The organism is Sphingomonas tabacisoli (assembly GCF_042678385.1).
GTDB lineage: Bacteria > Pseudomonadota > Alphaproteobacteria > Sphingomonadales > Sphingomonadaceae > Sphingomonas_B > Sphingomonas_B tabacisoli.
Genome location: NZ_JBHUDY010000001.1, coordinates 930,286 through 951,335 on the forward strand (window position 1 = coordinate 930,286; position 21,050 = coordinate 951,335).

The following is a 21,050-nucleotide window of genomic DNA, read 5'->3' on the forward strand; positions in this document are numbered from 1 at the left end:
GCCCGCGGCTCGTCAAAGCCGCAGGAGATCGTCAGGCCTTCGGTTGCAGGAAAGTTTTAGTGAACCTTTGGCGGATCGGGCTGGGCCGTGACGGCCAGGCTCGAGAAGCGCTCGGGCTCCGAATAGGCCATGCGCAGGTGCGTCAGCAGCGCCATCTGCGGATCGCCGATGCCGCTTGCGACATAGTCCAGCAGCGCGCGGTGATGGTTGAGGCGCCAGCGCCGGATTTCCTGGCTCACATGCTCCAGCGCCTTGTGCGCGAACAACGGCGTGGTCAGCGATTCGAGCGTGCGTTCCAGATAGGGATTGCCCGACGCGCGCCAAATCACCGCATGGAATTTGCGGTCGAGCGCCGCCGCATCGATCAGCGGGCCGTCCCAGGCTTCCATCTGCTCGACCAGCTCGGTCAGCTCGGCAAGCAGTTCCGGCGTCATCCGCGCGCGCACCAGCCGCAGCGCCTCGGCTTCCAGCACCATGCGCAGGCTGTTGATCTGCTGCACTTCGTCGTCGCTCAGTTGCGTGACGAACATTCCGCGGCGCTCGTGATTCATCACAAGGCCCTGTTCCTGAAGCTGGGAGAGCGCCTCCCGCACCGGAATACGGCTGACATGGAACTCGCGCGCGATCTGGCTTTCGTTCAGTCGCTCGCCCGGCCGATAGCGGCCGCTCAGGATTTGGGCTCTCAGAACCTTGACCATGTGCGTGCGCAGCGTCGAAGGCGTCGCGTCGTCGGCCGGCTCCGTGCCGAGGCCGTTCAGATGTTGCATGGCCGCGCCCGTCATCGAGTCCTCTTGCAAGCCAGTGTCGATCGCATTGCGGCGGTATACACGTCAGCCTTCCTTTCCGAAAGTCTCGCGCCAGGATACTTGCCCGGTGCATCAATGATTGTGCCGCGGCAGTTCACGCGAAAGGCCGCGATATTTCGTCGCCATTTCCAGGCAGCCGCCGGTTTCCAGCGGGCCGACATTGGCCCGGTACAGCTCTTCCCAGGGAGTCCGGCTCACCGGAATGGCCGGCGGCGCTTCAGCCTTGCGGCGCGCGATTTCCTCGACCGAGACGAGCGCGTCGCAGCGTGCGGCGTTCAGGTCGATCCGGATCACGTCGCCGGTACGCAGCCACGACAGCCCCCCGCCGGCCGCGCTCTCGGGCGAGCAATGCACGATCGATGGGCTGTCGGACGTCCCTGACTGGCGTCCGTCGCCGATCGTCGGCAGGCTGTTGATGCCGCGGCGCAGCAGCGCGTCGGGCGGCTGCATATTGACCACTTCCGCCGACCCCGGCCAGCCGATCGGGCCGGCGCCGCGCATCACCAGAATACAGTCCTCGTCGATGTTCAGTTCAGGGTCGTTGATGCGGTGGTGATAGTCGTCGCCGCCGTCGAACACGATTGCGCGGCCTTCCCAGCAGTTTTCATGGCCGGGCCGAATCAGATAGCGCTCGCGGAACTGGGGCGAGATGACGCTCACTTTCATCACCGCGAAGTCGAACAGGTTACCGCTCAGCGGCAGCAGGCCGGCATTTTCCATCAGCGGCTGATCGAAGGGGCGAATCACGTCGCGGTCGCTGGCCTCGCGCCCTTCGAGATTGGCGGCGACTCTCTTGCCGGTTACCGTCAGCCGGTCGCCGTGGAGCTTGCCCGCCTTCAGCAGCTCCGACATCACCGCCGGAACGCCGCCCGCCCGGTGAAAGCCTTCGCCCAGATGGGTGCCGGCGGGTTGCATGTTGACCAGCAAGGGCAAGGGATAGCCCGCTTCCCGCCAATCCTCGGTCGTAATCTCGACGCCCGCGTGACGCGCCATCGCGGTGATGTGCGGCTGCGCGTTGGTCGAGCCCCCGATCGCGGCGGTCACGGCGATCGCGTCGAGAAAGGCTTCGCGCACCAGGATGCGGGAGGGCCGCAAATCCTCAAGCGCCATTTCGACGATGCGCCGCCCGGTCGCATAGGCATATTGCCCGCGCTCGCGATAGGCGGCCGGAATCGCCGCACAGCCGGGCAGCGACAGCCCCAGCGCTTCGGCAACGGCGTTCATCGTGGAGGCCGTGCCCATCGTGTTGCAGTGGCCGACCGACGTCGCCGAGGCGACGGCCGCCTGCAGAAACTCCTCCTCGTCGATCTCGCCCGCCGCCAGCCGCTTGCGGCTTTTCCAGATGACCGCGCCCGAGCCGACCCGCTCGCCCTCGAAATGCCCGTCCAGCATCGGGCCGCCCGACAGCACGATCGTCGGTATATCGACGGTGGCGGCGGCCATGATGCCCGATGGCGTCGTCTTGTCGCAGCCGGTGGTGAGGACGACGGCGTCCAGCGGATAGCCGTGCAGGATCTCGACCAGGCCCAGATAGGCGAGGTTGCGGTCGAGCGCCGCGGTCGGCCGGCGGCAATTCTCGAAAATGGGATGGACCGGGAATTCCATCGGAATGCCGCCGGCATCGCGAATTCCGTCCCGTATACGGCGCGCAAGCTCGATATGGACGCGGTTGCAGGGGGTAAGGTCGCTGCCGGTCTGGGCGATGCCGATGATCGGGCGGCCGGAGCGCAGCTCCTCCGGCGTCAGCCCGTAATTCATGAATCTTTCGAGGTATACCGCCGTCATGTCGGGCCGGTCGGCGTTGGCGAACCAATTCCTTGACCGCAATTCCGTCCTCCCCGCCTGTGACATTTCGACACTATCCTCAACAATTCGTTTTTCAGGTTGACGATCAACCGCCACTTCGTTCTTGACAGCTATATCGACGGACTGAATACAGTATGCAATAGCCAGCCAAAGTGATCTCAAATTAATGGGACACGGGCCTTTGGGGAGGATGACACTGATGTTGGAGCGCACACGGACCGCACTCTTGATTGCCACGGCATTGTCGGGCTGGAGCGCGGCGCACGCTCAGACCGTTCCCATTCCGGCCGGCGAATCGCCCCAGGTCACGACGCCGGCTGCGCCGACCGCGCAAAGCGGCGCCGTGTCCGATCTTTCCGGAAGCGAAGTCACGCCGACCGCGTCCGCTGCCAGCCCCAGCGCGACCAATTCCGACGGCGATATCGTCGTCACGGGCTCGCGCATCGTCGCGAACGGCTACAAGGCGCCGACGCCGGTCACCGTGGTCAGCACCGTCGAGCTGCTGAAGAAGGCGCCGGAAAGCATCGCGGCGGGTCTCGCCACGCTGCCGCAATTCTTCCAGTCCTCAGGCTCCAACGTCACGTCCAGCCAGGCGCGTGAGACGCGTGCGGGTAATTATCTGAACCTGCGCGGCCTCGGCGAAATCGAAACGCTCGTCCTGCTCGACGGCCAGCGCCTGCCGCCGACCAGCTATGCCGGCACGGTCGACGCCAACATCATCCCACAGGCGCTGATCCAGCGCGTCGACGTGGTGACCGGCGGCGCCTCGGCCGCCTATGGCTCGGACGCCGTCGCGGGCGTCGTCAACTTCATCATCGACAACAAGTTCGAAGGCCTGAAGGCCGCCGGCCAGTACGGTATTTCCAGCCGGGGCGACGACCACCAGGTCAAGTTCAGCCTCGCCGCCGGCCACAGCTTCGCGGACGATCGGCTGCACGTCGAAATCGGCCTCGATTACTTCTACCAGCCCGGCATCTCGAACAATGGCGAGCGCCCGTTCGGCGGCAATTTCACGGGTGGCTGGGTCAACGTCGGCCAATATGCGCCGGGTCAGGGCACCAACACCGTGGCCAATGGCTGCCCGGCGAGCGGCTGCGCGGCGGGCACGAAACAGAACCCGTTCACGCCGACGTTCAACGTGCGGCTCGCGAACGGCACTTACGGCACGCTCGTCAACTCCGGCCGCAACGCGACCCAGGCGGCGAACCGCAGCGGCACGTCGCCCTTCTCGCTCGTCGGCTACACGTTCAGCCCGACAGCCGGCTTCTACAAGGCCGATCTCGGCACGCCGACCGGCACGCCGAACTTCAATGTCGGCGGCGCGGACACGGCCGTCACGTTCGGCACCACGCTGACCAGCAAGCTGCGCACCAAGCAGGCCTTCGGTCGGCTGGACTATGAGCTGGGCGGCGACACCACTGCCTTCCTGCAGACCAGCTTCACCGATTCCGACGTTCGGTTCGTGACGGTCGCGGCGGGCACGCAGTTCCAGTCCTTCCAGATCTTCAACGACAACGCCTTCCTGCCGACGGCCTTTGCCGATGCGATGCGGGCGCAGGGTATCGCGAGCTTCGTCGCCAGCCGCGTCGAGGCCGATCAGACGCCGAAGGTCGCGTTCCAGAACAACAAGTCGACCATCGTGCTAGGCGGCTTCAAGGGCAAGATCGCCGACTTCAACTGGTCGGTCACCGGCTCCTATGGCAACTCGGACCTCCATGCCCGCCACACCGGCAACTTCGAGCAATCCCGCTGGTTCGCCGCGCTCGACGCGGTCCGCGACAGCAGCGGCAACATCGTCTGCCGCGTGACGATCACCAATCCGGGACAGTTCCCGGGCTGCGTGCCTTGGAATCCGTTCGGCAACGGCTCGCCGTCGAAGGCGTCCTACGCCTATTTCGAGACGGAATCGAAGTTCCGCGTCGTCTCGCGCCAGACTGACTTCGCCGCCAACCTGTCGGGCGCGCTGTTCGATCTGCCGGCCGGCCCGGTCAACATCGCGGTCGGCGCCGAATATCGTCACCAGTATCTGAACATGACGAGCAACACGGATCCGTCGAAGCCGATCGACGTGACCAATCTGCGCACCGCGGCGAACGTCTATAACCTGCAGTTCAACTCGACGAACCAGGGCCCGTCGCACGGCACGCAGAACGTCAAGGAAGCGTATGGCGAAATCGCGATCCCGATCCTGCGCGACACGCCCTTCTTCCAGGCGCTCGATCTGAACGCTGCAGCCCGGTATACCGACTACAGCGTCTCGGGCGGCATCTGGGCGTGGAAGGCGGGCTTCAGCTGGACGCCGTTCGACCAGCTCCGTTTCCGCGGCACCATCTCGCGCGACATCCGTGCGCCTACCCTGAACGAGCTGTTCGCGGGCGTCTCCTCGACGCGCGGCACGTTCAACGACGTTCACACCAACACCAACACCAACGTCATCACGCTGCAGCAGGGCAACAAGAACCTGAAGCCGGAAAAGGGCGACACGATCACGCTTGGCGCGATCTGGCAGCCCGAATTCCTCCCCGGCTTCAGCGTCTCGCTCGATTACTACCACATCAAGATTAAGGATCGGATCACCAGCCTCAGCACCACCGATCTCAACCAGCGTTGCGAAGATTCAGGTGGTACGGACGTGCTCTGCTCGTTCATCACGCGCCCGTTCCCCTTCTCGAACCGGACGCCGGCAAACTTCCCGACGACGATCTCGCAGGTGCCGTTCAATCAGGCGGCGCTCACGACCTACGGGCTCGACTATGAAGTGAACTATCGCATTCCGATGGGATCGATATTCAGTGCAGAGCCGGCCCGCCTCGATCTGCGCCTGATCGGCAACCACACGCCGAGCCTTGTCAGCAAGGCGAGCCCCAGCTCGGCGCCGCTGATCCTCGACGGCACGCTGGCCGGCGGCGGCACCGGCATCCCGCGGGACAAGCTGACCGCTTCGGCGCAGCTCACCGAAGGGCCGTTGAGCTTCGGCTTCGACGTCCGGTTCATCGGCAAGATGGTGTATACGAAGCAGCCGACCGTCTTCGTGACCAACAACCATCTGGCCCCAGCGGCTTATCTGAACGCGAACATTTCGTACGATCTGAACATCGATGGCCACCAGGTCACGCTGTTCGCGACCGGCACGAACCTGACCGATCACTTCGTGTTCGCGCCGCAGAACAACGCCCAGCCGACCGAGTTCTACCCGAGCTTCCAGTCGCTTTACGACGTTGTCGGCCGCTACGTGGTCGTCGGCGCCCGGTTGAAGTTCTAAGCTCCCACCTCGCCTGCGTAGCTCCCCTTCGCAGGCGGGGGCCGGCTCGNCCTCATGCCAATGGCGCGCCTTGGTCGTCTGCCCAATGCCGGGGTTCAGCTGGTTGCGCGGGTCGATCGTCTTGTAGAAATCGATCAGCGCGGGCTTCGCGGGATACAGATGCCCGACATTGTGCTCGGCGGGATATTCGGCCCCGCGCGCGTCCAGCAGCTCCCACATGCGATGCTCGACCGCGATCGGCTCATGACCCTTCGCCAGCACATAATCCTGGTGGAAGACGTGGCAGAAGAAATGCCCGTAATAGAGCTTGTGCAGGATCGCTGCGTCGAGATCGGTGGGAAGGGTTTCGCACCAGTCGCGCGTGTTGCGGGGCAGGGCGATGTCGAGCGCGACGATGTCCTCCACCTCATCCGGATGCACTGCGCGATACCGAACCGCCGCGCCCGCCACCGCGAAGCGATGGAGGAACGCCTTGGCCGCTTCGTCGGCCGTGCATTCGAAATAATCGCCGTCCTCCGCCGGCAGCCGCTCGGCGAAATAGGCGCGCGCCTCGGCGATGCCTTCGGCGCCGACTTTCAGGATCAGATGATGCTCGAAACGGTCGCGGAACGCGCGCATCCGCGGCGGCAAGTGGCGCGGGAACAGGCGGCTCCCCCATTGCATCATCCGGTCGCTGAAATTCTCGCCCAGCCGCAACCGGCTCGCCAGCGCATCCGCGCGCGCCTTCATCGCGAACAGCGCCGGCAGCCGGTCGGTGCCCAGCATCTGGATCGCGAGGAACGTATCTTTCCCGTAGACGGCGGCGATGTCGAAAGCCGTGCGATGGATATATTCGCCGGCGATCGGCAGCGACTGGAACTGCGCCAATATGTCGCGCCGGATGCTCGTCAGCCGCGCCGGATCGTTGGTGCCGATATAGAAAGTCGCGGTTTCCTTCTCGGCCTCGAAGGTGTCGAGCCGCACCGCGAACAGGATCAGCTTGCCCGCGCTTCCGGATGCTTCGAACAGGCAGCGCGGATCGGCATTGAAGCGCGCCGGCGACCCCGCTTCGACATCGCGAACATGGTCCATATAGGCGCGGTCGGACGCCCATTGGCCAGGGTCGCTGACGATGTCGGCCGCGTCGAACCGCCCTTTCTCCAGCCGTTCGAGGATCGTCTCGGGATCGTTCCCCAGTTCGATGCCCAGATGATTGACCAGGCTTAGCCGGCCATCCTCGCCGACTTTCCCATAGAGTGCGAGGCGCGTGAAGGACGGGCCGCGCCGGATCAGCGAGCCGCCCGAATTGTTGCACACGCCGCCCAGCACCGACGCGCCGATGCAGGAAGAGCCGATCACCGAATGCGGCTCGCGCCCGATCGGCTTCAGCGACCGTTCCAGTTGGTAGAGCGTCGTCCCCGGCAGGCACACGACTTGCCGCCCGTCGTCGATCAGGTGCAGCCCGGCGATCCGCATCGTGTTGATGATGACAACGCCGTTCGGATAATCCTCGCCGTCGGGCGAGGAGCCGCCGGTCAGGCCGGTATTCGCCGCCTGCATGATGATGCTGATGTCCGCCGCGACGCAGACCTGGGCGACCCGCCACAGCTCGATCAGGTTCGCCGGCCGCACCACCGCCAGCGCGGGCCCGCCGCCATAACGGAAGCCGAAGCGAAACCGGCGGGTGCTTTCCGGCTGGGTGAGCACATTCGCGTCGCCCACGATCGATCGCATGTCCGCAAGCGCGGCGGCAGGGGAAGTCATGCACCGACCCTAGGCAAAATCCCGAGGGCCGCCAAGAGCTGTATACAGGCGGCGGGGTCGAGGCATATAGGAGCCGCACACCCACCGGGAGTCGCTTCCGTGATCAAACGCTCCGCCGCCCTGGCCGTCCTGCTGCTTGCCTCCTGCTCGCCGGCGCCCGCGCCGCGCGATCGGCTCTATGTCTCGCTGGAGCATGGCGACGCGGTGGCCGTGATCGACCCGGCGAGCCGCACCGTGGTTCAGCGCCTCACGCCCGGGAAGCGGCCGCGCGGGATGATGCTCTCGCCCGATCATGCGAAGCTCTATGTGGCGGTCTCCGGTTCCCCGATCGGCGGCCCGGGTGTCGATGAGGACAAATTGCCCCCAGCCGATCACCGCGCGGACGGCATCGCCGTCGTCGATCTTTCGTCGGGCAAGGTCGAGCGCGTGCTTGCAGCGGGCAGCGACCCCGAAACCTTCGCGATGAGCCCGGACGGCCGCACCCTGTTCGTCTCGAACGAGGATACCGGCTCGGTCTCCGCCGTGGCCGTCGACGGCGGCCGCGCCACGCAGACGTCCAGGGTCGGCGATGAGCCGGAAGGCGTGGCGGTCACCAGCGACGGCGCTCGTCTGTTCGTCGCCTGTGAAGCCTCGAACCTGGTCGCGATGCTGGACGCGCGCACGCTCCAGCCGATGAAGACGATCCCGATCGCCGGCCGTCCGCGCACTCTGCTCGCTTCCCGCGATGGCGCGACGATCTTCGCCGCCGTCGAAACCGCCGGACAATTGGCGTTCATTTCCTCAGTCGACGGCAAGCTGCTGGGCCTGCTCGATCTCGCCAAAGGCGACAAGTCGATCCGCCCGATGGGCATGGTCGAAGGCCCCGACGGCCATTTGTTCGTCGCCACCGGACGCGCCGGCAGCGTGATCGAGGTCGATCCGGCTAGGCGCGCAATCGTCCGCACGATCTCGGGCGTCGGCGCGCGGCCCTGGGGCGTCGCGCTCACCCAGGATCAGCGCCTGCTGGTCACCGCCAACGGCCCTTCGGACGATGTCACCTTCGTCGATCGCACGACCGGCAAGCTGCTGGGCAAGGTCGGCGCGAAGGGTAGCCCCTGGGGCTTTGCGCGCTAAGGCGAAGCGCCAGGACTGATCACAGGCTCGGCAGATCCAGTCCCATCGTGCGCGCACAGGCGACCGCTTCGGGATAGCCGGCATCGGCGTGGCGCATCACGCCGGTCGCAGGGTCGTTCCACAGCACGCGTTCCAGCCGCGCTGCCGCTTCGGGCGTGCCGTCGGCGACGATCACCATGCCGGCGTGCTGCGAATAGCCCATGCCGACGCCGCCGCCATGATGCAGCGACACCCAGGTCGCGCCGCTCGCCGTGTTGAGCAGCGCGTTCAGCAACGGCCAGTCGGACACCGCATCCGATCCGTCGCGCATCGCTTCGGTCTCGCGATTGGGGCTGGCGACGGAGCCGGAATCGAGATGGTCGCGCCCGATCACCACCGGCGCTTTCAGCTCGCCCGACGCAACCATTTCGTTGAAGGCGAGGCCGAGCCGGTGCCGGTCGCCCAGGCCGACCCAGCAAATCCGCGCCGGCAAGCCCTGAAACTTGATCCGTTCCCGCGCCATGTCGAGCCAGCGGTGCAGATGCGCGTCGTCGGGCATCAGTTCCTTCACCTTGGCGTCGGTCTTGTAGATGTCCTCGGGATCGCCGGACAGCGCCGCCCAGCGGAACGGCCCGACGCCGCGGCAGAACAGCGGCCGGATATAGGCGGGCACGAAACCGGGGAAGGAAAAGGCGTCCGCAACGCCTTCGTCCAGCGCAACCTGACGGATGTTGTTGCCGTAATCGACGACCGGAACGCCCGCTTTCCAGAAATCGAGCATCGCCCGCACATGCGTGGCCATCGACGATTTCGCGGCGCGCTCGACCGCGGCGGGGTCGTTCTCGCGCGCGGCCATCCAGCGATCGAGCGTCCAGCCCTGCGGCAGATAGCCGTTGACCGGATCGTGCGCGGAGGTCTGGTCGGTCACCAGGTCCGGCCGTACGCCCCGGCGGAACAGCTCGGGATAGACATCCGCCGCATTGCCGAGCAGCCCGACCGAGACTGGCTCCTTCGCGCTGGTGACGATCTCCAGCGCTTCCTCGAGGCTGTCGGCGCGGCGGTCGAGATAACCGGTCTGCAGGCGCATCTCGATCCGGCTCGGCTGGCATTCGACGGCAAGGCAGGAGGCGCCCGCCATTGTCGCCGCCAGCGGCTGCGCGCCGCCCATGCCGCCCAGTCCCGCGGTCAGGATCCAGCGGCCGGACAGGTCGCCGCCATAATGCTGGCGCCCGGCCTCCACGAACGTTTCGTAGGTGCCCTGAACGATCCCCTGGGTGCCGATATAGATCCAGCTTCCCGCGGTCATCTGGCCGTACATCATCAGCCCGGCGCGATCGAGCTCGTGGAAATGGTCCCAGGTCGCCCATTTGGGGACCAGGTTCGAATTGGCGATCAGCACACGCGGCGCGTCGCGGTGCGTCCGGAACACGCCGACCGGCTTGCCGGACTGGACCAGCAAGGTGTGATCGTCATCCAGCCGCTTCAGCGCCGCGACGATGCGGTCGAAGCTCTCCCAGTCGCGCGCCGCCCGGCCGATGCCGCCATAGACGACCAGCTCCTGCGGGTTCTCGGCCACGCGCGCGTCGAGATTGTTCATCAGCATCCGCATCGCCGCCTCGGTCTGCCAGCTTTTGGCGCTGAGGTCGGGGCCGGTGGGCGCCACGATATGCCGGGCGTTGTCGATGCGAGTCATGCGGAGCCTTTCGCGAAATCCAGAGCGGCGGCGAGAATGCGGATGAGGTCGGCGCGAAGCGGCGCGGCGAAGGCGGGATCGAAAGCGGGCGGCCAATTGCTCTCGTTCGGCGCCTCGGTGGGTTCGGGCAGATAGGCGCGCATCGCGATCTCCATCTGGATCGCATGGACACCGTCCTGCGGGCGGCCATAATGACGCGTCGTCCAGCCGCCGCGGAAGCGGCCGTTCAGCACATGGCTGCGGCCCGCGCATGCCGCCATGACGGCGTCGCTCAGCCCCGGATCGCAGGTCGCGCCATTGTCGGTGCCGACGTTCAGCTCGGGCAGTTCGCCGTCGAACAGGCGCGGCACGGTGCTGCGGATCGAATGACAGTCGTAGAGCACCACGCGGCCATGCAGCGCGCGCACCCGCGCAATCTCCGCCTCGATTGCTGCGTGATAGGGCGCAAACCAGGTATCGCGGCGCGTCGCGATGTCGGGGCCGCGGCCCTCCCGATAGAGCGGATCGCCGTCGAACGTCTCGGTCGGGCACAAGCCGGTGGTTGCCTGTCCGGGATACAGCGACGCGCCCGACGGATCGCGGTTGCAGTCGATCACGCTGCGCGACACGTCGGTCCAGATCAGCGTCGCGTCGGCAAGGCCGTCGTAGAGCGCGCGAATGTGCCAGTCGGCATCGCGGATCGCCCACCAGCGCGAGCGGAAATCCCCGATCAGCTCGTCCGGAATCCAGGTGCCGCCATGCGGGAAGGCGAGGATCAGTGGCGCGTCGCTGCGCTCGACATGCAGCCAGCTCATCCGTCCAGCCCCGGCAGCGACCCCGCCGCATCCAACAGTTCCGGAGCGCGGACCAGCGCAATCGCCGCTTCCATGTCCGGCGCCATGTGACGGTCGTCGGTCAGCGTCGGCACCTGGGCACGGATCAGCGCGCGCACGGCCTCGACCGCTTCGCTCGAACGCAGCGGCGCGTGGAAGTCGCAGCCCTGCGCGCCGGCGAGCAGCTCGATGCCGAGCACCGCATCCACATTTGCGGCCATCTCGATCAGCCGCCGGCTGCCATGCGCAGCCATCGACACATGGTCTTCCTGATTGGCGGAGGTCGGGATGGAATCGACGCTCGCCGGCATTGCCCGCTGCTTGTTCTCCGAAACCAGCGCCGCCGCCGTGACCTGCGGGATCATGAAGCCGGAGTTGAGGCCGGGGCGGGGCGTCAGGAACGCGGGCAAGCCGGACAATGCGGGATCGACCAGCATCGCGATCCGCCGCTCGGAAAGGCTGCCGATCTCGCACAGCGCCATCGCGATCATGTCGGCGGCGAAGGCGACGGGCTCGGCGTGGAAATTGCCGCCGGACAGCGCTTCGTCGGTCTCGGCGAAGATCAGCGGATTGTCCGACACGCCATTGGCTTCGGTGACCAGCGTCGCCGCCGCCTGGCGCAGCAGGTCGAGCACCGCGCCCATGACTTGCGGCTGGCAGCGCAGGCAATAGGGGTCCTGCACGCGCACGTCGCCCAGCCGGTGCGAGGCGCGGATCGGCGATCCGTCCATCAGCCGCCGCAGCGCCGCAGCCGTCTCGATCTGGCCCTTGTGGCCGCGTAGTGCATGAATGCGCGGATCGAACGGCGCATCCGAGCCCTTCGCAGCCTCGGTCGAAAGGATGCCCGTGAGCAGCGCGACCCGGTACAGCCGCTCCGCCTCGAACAGCCCGGCCAGCGCATAGGCGCACGAAAATTGCGTGCCGTTCAGCAGCGCCAGCCCTTCCTTGGGCCCAAGCTCCAGCGGCGAAAACCCGGCATCGGCCAGCGCTTTCGCCGCCGGCACCCGCGCGCCCTCGACGAACATCTCGCCGACGCCGATCATTGCCGCGGTCATGTGCGCGAGCGGCGCCAGATCGCCCGACGCGCCGACCGAGCCTTTGCCCGGCACCACCGGCACCAGCCCCCGCGCCAGCATCGCCTCCAGCAGCTCGACCGTCGCCGGCGCCACGCCCGAGGCGCCGCGCGCAAGGCTCGCCAGCTTCAGCGTCATCATCAGTCGCGCGACCGGGACCGGCATCGGCTCGCCGACGCCCGCCGCATGGCTCAGCACGATGTTGCGCTGGAGCGTCGCCAAGTCGCACGCCTCGATGCGGACGCTCGCCAGCTTCCCGAAGCCGGTGTTGATGCCATAGACCGGCTCGCCCGCGCCGAGGATGCGGCCCACAGCGGCGAAGCTCTCGGCAATCGCGGGGCGGCAGGCGGGATCGAGGCTCGGGCTCGCGCCCTGATAGATTGCGCGCCAGTCGGCATAGGCGACGGCGCCGGGGGTCAGCAGCATCGGCCGTCCTTCACGCGCATGTGCAAGGGATTGAAGCCGACGCGGTAGGCCAGCTCGGCAGGGTCGGAGATGTCCCAGACCGCAAGGTCGCAGGCCTTGCCCGCCTCCAGCGTCCCGATCTCGCCGCCAAGGCCGAGCGCCCGGGCGGCATTCGCCGTCACCCCGCGCAACGCCTCGGTTGCCGTCAGCCGGAACAAGGTCGCCGCCATGTTCAGCATCAGCAGCAGCGAGGTGGTTGGCGACGTGCCCGGATTGCAGTCGGTCGCGATCGCCATCGGCACGCCATGCGCGCGGAACAGCTCGACCGGCGGCCGCTGCGTCTCGCGCATGAAATAGAAAGCGCCCGGCAGCAGCACCGCGACCGTGCCCGCCTCAGCCATCGCGCGCACATCGCTTTCGTCGGCATGCTCGAGATGATCGGCCGACAGCGCCCCGTGCCGCGCGGCAAGGCTCGATCCGTGCAGCGCGGAGAGCTGCTCGGCATGGAGCTTCACGCGAAAACCGTGCGTCACCGCCACCGCCAGCACCCGCTCCGTCTGCTCCGGAGTAAATCCGATGCCCTCGCAAAACCCATCGACCGCATCCGCCAATCCGACAGCCGCCGGGATCATCTCCCGGCACACCAGATCGACATAGCCGTCGGCATCGCCCGCATATTCCGGCGGCACCGCATGCGCGCCGAGCAGGGTCGGCGAGACGCGCACATCGCGCACCTCCGCCAGCGACCGCGCCGCGCGCAGCATCTTCAGCTCGTCGGCAACCGTCAGGCCATAGCCCGACTTGATCTCGACCGTGGTCACGCCCTCGGCGAGCAGCGCGTCGAGCCGGGGCAGGGCGGTCGCGACCAATTCGGCCTCGTCGGCAGCGCGCGTCGCCCGCATCGTCGAAAGAATGCCGCCGCCGGCCCGCGCAATGTCCTCGTAGCTCGCGCCTTCCAGCCGCATCGCCCATTCGCCCGCACGGTCGCCGGCATGGACCAAGTGGGTGTGGCAATCGATCAGCCCCGGCGTGATCCAGCGCCCGCCGCAATCGATAGCCTCGGCCGCATCAGGCGCACCGCTATGCGGGCCGACATAAGCGATCCGCCCGTCCTGCGCGCCAATCGCGCCGTCCTCGACGACGCCCAATCCGTCGCCGGCCATCGTTGCCAGACGGGCATTGGTCCAAAGCCGATCCATGCCTCGCATCCTTGCCGACGCCCGCGATTATGTCTAGACATAATATTCGGGAGAACGGCCGATGCAGCATCTTTGGTTCGAGCATGTGTTGCTGCCGCAGGGCTGGGCGCGCCAGGTCAGGATCGGCATCGAAGGCGGCCGGATTGCGTCGGTAGAGATGGGCCTCGCGCCGCAACCAGAGGACTCCCGCCACGCCGCCGCTATCCCCGGCCTGTGCAACGTCCACAGCCACGGCTTCCAGCGCGGCATGGCCGGCCTGTCGGAGCGGCGCAGCCGGCCGGACGACGATTTCTGGAGCTGGCGCGAAGTCATGTACCGCTTCCTCGGCCAGCTCACGCCCGAGGGTATCGAGGCGATCACCGCCCAGGCCTATGTCGAGATGCTCGAATCCGGCTACACCCGCGTCGGCGAGTTCCATTACCTGCACAACGACATCGACGGCGGCTGCTATGCCGACCCGGCCGAAACCGCGGGCGCGATCGTCGCGGCGGCGGAGACGGCCGGCATCGGCCTGACGCTGCTGCCCGTCTTCTACGCTCATGCCGATTTCGGCGGTGCTCCGCCCGCACCGGGGCAGAAGCGCTTCGTCTACGATCTCGACGGCTTTGCGCGCCTGGTCGAGGCGAGCCGCGCCAAACTGCCCGCCGACGCGAACCTCGGCATCGCACCCCATTCGCTGCGGGCCGTCACGCCCGACGAACTGCGCACAATCCTGCCGCTCGCCGATGGCGGCCCGATCCACATCCACGCCGCCGAGCAGGTCAAGGAAGTCGAAGCCTGCCTCGCCTGGAGCGGCGCCCGCCCGGTCGAATGGCTGCTGGACAATGCGCAAGTCGACGCGCGCTGGTGCCTGGTCCATTCCACCCATCTCGACGAACGCGAATGCCAGCGCCTCGCCGCCAGCGGTGCCGTGGCCGGCCTCTGCCCGGTAACCGAAGCCAATCTCGGCGACGGCACGTTCCCGGCAATCGCCTATCTGGAAGCAGGCGGCCGGTTCGCGACGGGCACGGACTCGAACATCCTGATCGACGCCGCGTCCGAACTCCGCGCGCTCGAATATTCGCAGCGCCTCGCCCAGCGCCGCCGCGCCCTGCTGGCGGATGACAAAACCCCATCGGTCGGCCAACGCCTGTTCGACGCCGCGCTCGCCGGCGGCGCACAAGCGCTCGGCGTTGAGACGGGGCTGGCCGTCGGCGCGCCCGCCGACCTGGTCGCGCTCGACCTGACGCACACAGCCTTTGCCGGCGCCGACGACGCAACCCTGCTCGACCGCTGGATATTCGCGGCCGGACGAAGCGCGGTCGATGCCGTCTGGCGCGGCGGCGTCCGGTGCGTGTCGAACGGTCGCCACGTCGCCGCCCAAGCGGTCGCGTCCCGCTACCGCCGAACGCTGGAGAAGCTGCTCGCGTGACCATCGAGCAGCGCATCCGCACGGAGATCGCGTCGCGCATCCAGTCGGGCGAATGGCGCCCCGGCGACCGCGTGCCGTTCGAGCATGAGCTGGTCGCGCGCTACGGCTGCTCGCGCGCGACGGTCAGCAAGGCGCTCGGCGCGCTCGCCAAGGCCGGACTGATCGAGCGTCGCCGCAAGGCCGGCTCCTTCGTCGCCCAGCCGCAGGTCCATTCCGCCGTCCTGGAAATCCCCGACCTCGCGCAGCTGATCGAGGCGCGGGGCGAAACCTATCGCTGGGAAAAGACCGTCTCCCGCCCCGGCCGCGCGACGGACAGCGACTTCCCGCAGCCCTTCCTCTGGGTCGAAGGCATCCATTTCGAAGGCGGCCATCCCTTCGCGTTGGAGCGCCGCGCGATCTCGCTGCTCTCGGTTCCCGAAGCCGAGCACGAAGATTTCGCGCAAATCGCTCCCGGAACATGGCTCCTCCGCCACATCCCCTGGACCTCGGCCCGCCACCGTATCCGCGCGATCCCCGCCGACCGCCACGACGCCGACCCACTGGACCTGCCGTCCGGCTCTGCCTGCCTCGAGCTCAGCCGGACGACCTGGCGCGCCGGCGAGCTGATCACCTCGTCCCGCCAGCTCTTCCCCGGCGATCGCTTCGATCTGGTCGCCGAGTTCAAGCCGTCCGCCCATGTCAACTGAGCACAGCCGGCACTTGCCGGGTCGCCACACGTTCAGGCGTCGCAACTAGGGAGAAGCGGAAATGAGATTGATCTGGGCGGCCGGCCTGCTCCTTGCCTCGACCGCGGTTGCGGCGGCCGACCGCAATCCGATCGATCCCGCAAAGCTGTCCGACACGACGCGGACGCTCGCCTCCGAACCGTTCGAGGGCCGCGCACCGGGGACGCCCGGCGAAACCAGGACGATCGAATATATCGTCAGCCGTTTCAAGGAAGCCGGCCTGTCGCCCGCCGGGGACGACGGCGGCTGGACGCAGCGCGTGCCGCTCGTCCACACGCGCCTCGGCGCGGGAACGATGTCTGTCGCCTTGCGCGGCGCGACGGTGCCGCTCGTCCAGAAGCAGCAGATTTATGTGAGCACCGTCCGCCCGATCGACCGCGTGTCGATCGCCGGCGCGCCGATGGTGTTCGTCGGCTATGGCGTTGCCGCGCCCGAGCGAAGCTGGGACGACTTCAAGGGCGTCGACCTGAAGGGCAAGGTCGCGGTGTTCCTCGTCAACGATCCCGATTTCGAGGCGAAGGCGGGCGAGCCTTCCTTCGGCAAGTTCGGCGGCAAGGCGATGACCTATTATGGCCGCTGGACCTACAAATTCGAGGAGGCAGCGCGTCGCGGCGCGATCGCCGCGCTGATCGTCCACGACACGCCGGGCGCCGGCTATGGCTGGAACACTGTCGTCGCGCCGGGCGGCGAAAATTACGACATCGTCCGCACCGGCGGCGCGCAGCCGGTGATGCTGCAGGGCTGGCTTGAAGGGGAGGCGTCGCGCGACCTGTTCCGCCGCGCCGGGCTCGACCTGGACAAGCTCCGCGTGGAGGCGCGCAGCCCATCGTTCCGCCCGGTGACGCTCGCCGGCGCGACCTTCTCGGCCGACGTTCCGGTCACCGCCGAGAGGGTGCAGAGCTACAATGTGCTGGGCCAGATTCGCGGCGCGAAGCGGCCTGACGAGGCGGTCATGTATGGCGCCCATTGGGACGCTTACGGAATCGGCACGCCCGACGCGCAGGGACGGACGATCCGCCCGGGCGCCGCCGACGACGCGATCGGCGTTGCCGGCCTCGTCGAGATTGCGCGGACCTTCGCCGCCGGGCCGAAGCCGAACCGCACCGTCGTGTTCGCTGCCTGGACGGGCGAGGAGCGCGGCCTGCTCGGATCGGAAACCTACGCCGTCCACCCGATCTTCCCGCTCGAAAAGACCGTGGCGAACCTGACGATGGACATCCTTCAGACCGGCGGCCTCGCCCGCGACGTGGTCCTGGTCGGGCCGGGGCAGAGCTCGCTGGAGGACGATCTCGCCCGCGCCGCCCAGGCGCAGGGCCGCACCATCACACCGGAAACGCTGCCGGAACGCGGCCTGTTCTACCGTGCCGATCATTTCTCCGTCGCCCGGCGGGGCGTCCCGACCCTGTTGCTGATGGGGATCGCCGGCCCGCACAATCTCGTCGAAGGCGGCACGGCGGCCGGGCAGAAATGGCTCGAGAGCTACATGGCCTGCTATCACCAGACCTGCGATACTTGGTCGCCGGCGCTGAACTTCAGCGGGGCCGCGCAGGACGTCGAGCTGCTATATCGCATCGGTCGCGATCTTGCCTTCTCCAACCGCTGGCCGGAATGGCGGCCGAGCTCCGAATTCCGGGCGATCCGCGAGCGTTCGGCGGCTCAGCGCGCGTCGACGAGATAGCGGGCGCAGGCGAGGTCCTGCACGATCGACCCCAGCGACTTGTAGATCGTGACGTCCCGCGCGCTCAGCCGACCAGGCGCGTCGCCCGCGAACACCGCGCCGATCTCGGGCAGGACATGGCTGTCGTCGACCAGGCCGGCCTCGCGGGCGCGCAGAAACTCCGCGCCCTGGGCGAGCACGCCCGCGCGGTGATCGGGGACGAACCGTGCGCGGGCGACCAGCGCATTGTCGATCTCGACAGGCCCGGCCCGGCTTGACCCGACCAGGTTGATATGCGTCCCGTCCGCAACATCGGCCGAAGTCAGGATCGGCTCGCTGGCAGCCGTGGTCGCGCAGACGATCGCCGCGCCGGCGACCGCTTCTGCGGGAGTGTCGAACGCTTCAGCCGGTAAACCGAGCTCATCGCTGATCCGCCGCGCCAGGATTTCAGCCTTGGCACGTGATCGTCCCCACAGGCGGACCGCCTTGATCGCGCGAACGTGGCGAATGGCCGCCGCATGCTGCCAGGCCTGCTCGCCAGTGCCCAGGATCGCGAGCGTGTCGGCCCCAGGCAAGGCAAGCGCGTCGGTCGCGGCAGCCGACGCGCATGCCGTCCGGATCGCGGTGACCTCGCCGGCTTCGATCACGGCCGCCGGCGCGCCGCTTGCCTCGTCGAACAGCACGATCACGCCTTGGTGCGATCGCGGCTGCCCGGGAAAGACGCTGACCAGCTTCGCACCGAACCCCGAGCCATCCAGCGCCCCCGGCATCACGCCGAATGCATTGCCGTCCTCCAGATCGAGGATGCTGCGCAGCAATTGCTTCGATCGTCCTTGGGACAGCGCTGTCATGGCCTCGCGCATCAGGCCGATGCAGGTGCGATGATCGAGGTGCCGGCGCACCTCTTGGGCGTCGATCAGGATCATGCGCCCCACACGTCGGTGGCAAAGCGCAGGAAGTTCTGGCCCAGGATCTTGTCGATCTGCCGCGGCTTATAACCGCGCTCGCCGAGCAGCCGCGCGAGCTTCCTGAACTGCTCCGGCCCGCGCAGGTCGACGACGAACGGATAGGTATCGGGTCCCTCGCCCGATGCCGAAATGCCCGCCGCGCGCCGCTTCGCGATCTCGGCTGCGAGCACCGAGGAGTATTTCTTCAGATCGTCGATCTGGCTCACGGTTCCATCCGTTCCGATACCGACATGATCCTCGCCGCATATTTCCACGGCGTGGTCAATATGGGCCGCCACATCGCTCGCATGGGCATAGCCATGCGGGTCGAGGAACGGCATGAAATAGATGCCCACAAACCCGCCCCGCGAGGCGACCAGCCGCAGCTCCTCGTCGGTCTTGTTGCGCGGCAAATCGGTCACCGCCCGGCAGCCGGTGTGATTGATCGAGATCGGCGCCTTGGAAGCCCGCGCGGCCTCGAGGCAAGTCTGCTGCCCGCTGTGCGACAGGTCGACCATCACCCGCTTTGCGTTCAACCGCGCCACCACTTCGCGCCCGAACTCCGTCAGGCCGGGATTGCCCGGCGCCATCGATCCGCCGCCAAGCTGGTTCGCCGGGTTGTAGGTGAGCTGAAACACCCGCACGCCCAGATCGGCGAAGATATCGACCCGGCTCGCGTCCTTGCCCATCATCGCGCCGTTCTGAAACCCGTAGACGATGCCGATCTTCCGCTCGGCCTGCGCTCGGCGAATATCGGCGGCAGTCCACACCTTGAGCAGGTCACGCGAATGGCGGCGGAGCAGCGCATCGGTCTCAGCGACATCGCGCACGCTTTTCTCGAAGGGGTCCTCGGGCCCTGAGACATAACCAAGCGTGCAGTTGACGGCAGTCAGCCCCGACGCATGCGCTTCGGCCAGAACGCGGGGCGTGAACGGATCGTCCTGCTCCCCATCGATGTTCGGATCGCCGAGGCCGCCGAGCGCATTTACGACGATGCGGTCCTTCAGCGGATCGGGCGCGATAGCGGCGGGGATGGCCGGTGAAGCTGCTGTCGCTGCCGCGAGGGCGAGGAAGCTGCGGCGGTCGTGCATCATTGCCGCTCCACTCGGTAGTCGCTGTGCGGATAGTCCCGCCCGCGCTTCACGGTTAGTTCGACGCTACGCAGGTTCTCGATCTCGGCGAGCGGGTCTTTCGAGAGGACCACGAAATCGGCGAGTTTGCCAGGCTCGATCGAGCCGAGGTCGCGATCGCGGCCCATTGCTTTGGCGCCGTCGATGGTTGCGGCCTTGATCGCTTGAAGAGGCGGCACTCCGGCATTGTGAACGAGGAAGAATATCTCGTCGTGCAGCGGCGGCCAGGGTGTGCCCGGAGGGACATCGCTGTCGGTGCCGGCGGAGATTGTCACGCCGGCGCGATAGGCCTGGGCGGTAAGCCGCGCCGTGGTGGGGCCGGTGCAGCGCTTGGGATGCGCCGGATCGGCCTTCATGAACAGCGAGCCGGTTGCGTCCAGAACGATGCCGCGCCGTTTCATCTCGGCGAACAGCTTGGCCATGACCGGATCGTCGCCTTTGGCCGCCAGCCGTTCCTCATAAACCGGCGTGTGGTCTTCATAAGCCGCGAGCATCACCGGCTCGACCTGATAGGCGAGGTAGCAGACATGGCTGATCGCGTCGGGCCCCGCGGCGATCACGTCTGCCGGGCGCGTCGGGAACACCGCCGAATGGGCCCAGACCAGCATGCCTTGGCGGTGCGCTTCGGCGGTGATGGCGGCGACGAGGTTCGGCGGCAGATCGGCATAGATCTTGATCGCGGCCGCACCGGTGCCTTTCGCCCGGGCGACGGCGAGCCTGAGGTCGGTCTTGCCGTCAATCGCCTGCATCCAGGGCGCGGTGCCCGGCTTCCACCCGCGGCTGGCCGCAGCCACGCGTGGGTCTGCGAAGAAAGGACGCCCCGCCATCAGGGCCGCAAAGACGATGTCGGGCGCCGCGATCTCGCCCTGTTCGGCTTCGCGGGCGAGCTCCGCGACCGCGCGCAGGTCATCCGCCATGTCGCGCACGGCCGTCACGCCGCCATAGAGGTTCCGGCGAAGCACTGCCTCGGCTTCCTTCCGGTCGGGCGGGGTGGCGAGATGGACGTGGCTGTCGATCAGGCCCGGAATGACGTAGCGGCCCTGCAGGTCCACGATGCGCGCGCCGGCGGCCGCGATCGTGCCGTGCGGCCCGACCTGCGCAATCCGCTCGCCCGCCACCAGGATATCGACGTGCGGCCCGGCCCGCGCGCCGGTCCCGTCGATAACCGTGGCGTCGCTATAGAGGACCGAAGGATCGGGAGCCGCGGAGGCAGGCGCGGCAAGCAGCGCGGCGATAAGGAGTAGGAGACGGAAACGCACCGCGCCTGAGTAGAGAGCGCCGGTTCCTCG

General features: G+C 67.5%; 14 protein-coding genes and 1 pseudogene. 5 read left to right on the forward strand and 10 right to left on the reverse strand.

Features of this window, described 5'->3' with window-relative positions; all coding sequences use genetic code 11:
* Positions 1-56 precede the first annotated feature (56 nt).
* Together ACFSCW_RS05115 and ACFSCW_RS05120 are read right to left on the reverse strand one after the other, a co-directional pair.
* Positions 57-782: a GntR family transcriptional regulator gene (locus ACFSCW_RS05115; protein WP_380887553.1), complete on the reverse strand. Its 726-nt coding sequence runs from the start codon at positions 780-782 to the stop codon at positions 57-59.
* Between the two features lie 96 nt (positions 783-878).
* Positions 879-2,657: an IlvD/Edd family dehydratase gene (locus ACFSCW_RS05120; protein ID WP_380887555.1), complete on the reverse strand. Its 1,779-nt coding sequence runs from the start codon at positions 2,655-2,657 to the stop codon at positions 879-881.
* A 154-nt stretch (positions 2,658-2,811) separates the two neighbouring features.
* Here ACFSCW_RS05120 and ACFSCW_RS05125 point away from each other — a divergent pair, with 154 nt between their 5' ends.
* On the forward strand, positions 2,812-5,874 hold the full coding sequence (locus ACFSCW_RS05125; RefSeq protein WP_380887557.1) for a TonB-dependent receptor plug domain-containing protein: 3,063 nt from the start codon (positions 2,812-2,814) through the stop codon (positions 5,872-5,874).
* Positions 5,875-5,931: 57 nt separating this feature from the next.
* Here ACFSCW_RS05125 and dld read toward each other — a convergent pair.
* Positions 5,932-7,617: pseudogene (gene dld, locus ACFSCW_RS05130) on the reverse strand (D-lactate dehydrogenase); the annotation flags it as partial.
* A gap of 99 nt (positions 7,618-7,716) precedes the next feature.
* Here dld and ACFSCW_RS05135 point away from each other — a divergent pair.
* Positions 7,717-8,730, forward strand: a complete 1,014-nt coding sequence (locus ACFSCW_RS05135) for a beta-propeller fold lactonase family protein (protein ID WP_380887559.1) — start codon at positions 7,717-7,719, stop codon at positions 8,728-8,730.
* 19 nt (positions 8,731-8,749) lie between these two features.
* Here ACFSCW_RS05135 and hutU read toward each other — a convergent pair whose 3' ends face one another.
* From hutU to hutI, 4 genes are read right to left on the reverse strand one after another with little or no spacing between them, the layout of a single operon-like run.
* Entirely contained in the window at positions 8,750-10,402 is a 1,653-nt protein-coding gene (hutU, locus tag ACFSCW_RS05140; protein ID WP_380887561.1) for a urocanate hydratase, read from the reverse strand.
* Entirely contained in the window at positions 10,399-11,196 is a 798-nt protein-coding gene (gene hutG / locus ACFSCW_RS05145; protein ID WP_380887563.1) for an N-formylglutamate deformylase, read from the reverse strand. Before hutG ends, hutU begins: the two co-directional genes overlap by 4 nt.
* Positions 11,193-12,713, reverse strand: a complete 1,521-nt coding sequence (hutH, locus tag ACFSCW_RS05150) for a histidine ammonia-lyase (protein ID WP_380887565.1) — start codon at positions 12,711-12,713, stop codon at positions 11,193-11,195. The genes hutG and hutH overlap by 4 nt, the downstream gene beginning before the upstream one ends.
* Positions 12,704-13,891 carry an imidazolonepropionase gene (gene hutI, locus ACFSCW_RS05155; RefSeq protein ID WP_380887567.1) on the reverse strand — a complete coding sequence of 396 codons (1,188 nt, stop codon included), beginning with the start codon at positions 13,889-13,891 and terminating at the stop codon, positions 12,704-12,706. Before hutI ends, hutH begins: the two co-directional genes overlap by 10 nt.
* Before the next feature lie 61 nt (positions 13,892-13,952).
* Between hutI and ACFSCW_RS05160 the strand changes: the two genes are divergently transcribed.
* The 3 genes from ACFSCW_RS05160 (at position 13,953) to ACFSCW_RS05170 (ending at position 17,705) form a co-directional block, all read left to right on the forward strand.
* A complete protein-coding gene (locus ACFSCW_RS05160) occupies positions 13,953-15,302 on the forward strand; it encodes a formimidoylglutamate deiminase (RefSeq protein ID WP_380887569.1) in 1,350 nt (449 codons plus the stop codon).
* On the forward strand, positions 15,299-15,988 hold the full coding sequence (locus ACFSCW_RS05165) for a UTRA domain-containing protein (protein ID WP_380887571.1): 690 nt from the start codon (positions 15,299-15,301) through the stop codon (positions 15,986-15,988). The genes ACFSCW_RS05160 and ACFSCW_RS05165 overlap by 4 nt, the downstream gene beginning before the upstream one ends.
* Positions 15,989-16,049: 61 nt before the next feature.
* The gene (locus ACFSCW_RS05170) at positions 16,050-17,705 is read left to right on the forward strand and encodes a M28 family metallopeptidase (protein WP_380887573.1); all 1,656 of its coding nucleotides are present in this window, start codon (positions 16,050-16,052) and stop codon (positions 17,703-17,705) included.
* On the opposite strand, the gene ACFSCW_RS05175 is transcribed toward ACFSCW_RS05170, so the two are convergent.
* The 3 genes from ACFSCW_RS05175 to ACFSCW_RS05185 are packed head-to-tail and all read right to left on the reverse strand — an operon-like array spanning position 17,684 to position 21,020.
* Positions 17,684-18,610 carry an ornithine cyclodeaminase family protein gene (locus ACFSCW_RS05175; RefSeq protein WP_380887575.1) on the reverse strand — a complete coding sequence of 309 codons (927 nt, stop codon included), beginning with the start codon at positions 18,608-18,610 and terminating at the stop codon, positions 17,684-17,686. The genes ACFSCW_RS05170 and ACFSCW_RS05175 overlap by 22 nt on opposite strands.
* Positions 18,607-19,725, reverse strand: a complete 1,119-nt coding sequence (locus ACFSCW_RS05180; RefSeq protein ID WP_380887577.1) for a dipeptidase — start codon at positions 19,723-19,725, stop codon at positions 18,607-18,609. Before ACFSCW_RS05180 ends, ACFSCW_RS05175 begins: the two co-directional genes overlap by 4 nt.
* On the reverse strand, positions 19,722-21,020 hold the full coding sequence (locus ACFSCW_RS05185) for an amidohydrolase family protein (RefSeq protein ID WP_380887579.1): 1,299 nt from the start codon (positions 21,018-21,020) through the stop codon (positions 19,722-19,724). Before ACFSCW_RS05185 ends, ACFSCW_RS05180 begins: the two co-directional genes overlap by 4 nt.
* Positions 21,021-21,050 lie beyond the last annotated feature (30 nt).

Coding starts and splice junctions, on each gene's coding strand:
- hutH (WP_380887565.1), bottom strand. CDS start 12,713: ATGCTGCTGACCCCCGGCGCCGTCGCCTATGCCGACTGGCGCGCAATC.
- ACFSCW_RS05115 (WP_380887553.1), bottom strand. CDS start 782: ATGACGGGCGCGGCCATGCAACATCTGAACGGCCTCGGCACGGAGCCG.
- hutU (WP_380887561.1), bottom strand. CDS start 10,402: ATGACTCGCATCGACAACGCCCGGCATATCGTGGCGCCCACCGGCCCC.
- hutG (WP_380887563.1), bottom strand. CDS start 11,196: ATGAGCTGGCTGCATGTCGAGCGCAGCGACGCGCCACTGATCCTCGCC.
- ACFSCW_RS05170 (WP_380887573.1), top strand. CDS start 16,050: ATGAGATTGATCTGGGCGGCCGGCCTGCTCCTTGCCTCGACCGCGGTT.
- ACFSCW_RS05125 (WP_380887557.1), top strand. CDS start 2,812: ATGTTGGAGCGCACACGGACCGCACTCTTGATTGCCACGGCATTGTCG.
- ACFSCW_RS05160 (WP_380887569.1), top strand. CDS start 13,953: ATGCAGCATCTTTGGTTCGAGCATGTGTTGCTGCCGCAGGGCTGGGCG.
- ACFSCW_RS05120 (WP_380887555.1), bottom strand. CDS start 2,657: ATGTCACAGGCGGGGAGGACGGAATTGCGGTCAAGGAATTGGTTCGCC.
- ACFSCW_RS05180 (WP_380887577.1), bottom strand. CDS start 19,725: ATGATGCACGACCGCCGCAGCTTCCTCGCCCTCGCGGCAGCGACAGCA.
- ACFSCW_RS05175 (WP_380887575.1), bottom strand. CDS start 18,610: ATGATCCTGATCGACGCCCAAGAGGTGCGCCGGCACCTCGATCATCGC.
- hutI (WP_380887567.1), bottom strand. CDS start 13,891: ATGGATCGGCTTTGGACCAATGCCCGTCTGGCAACGATGGCCGGCGAC.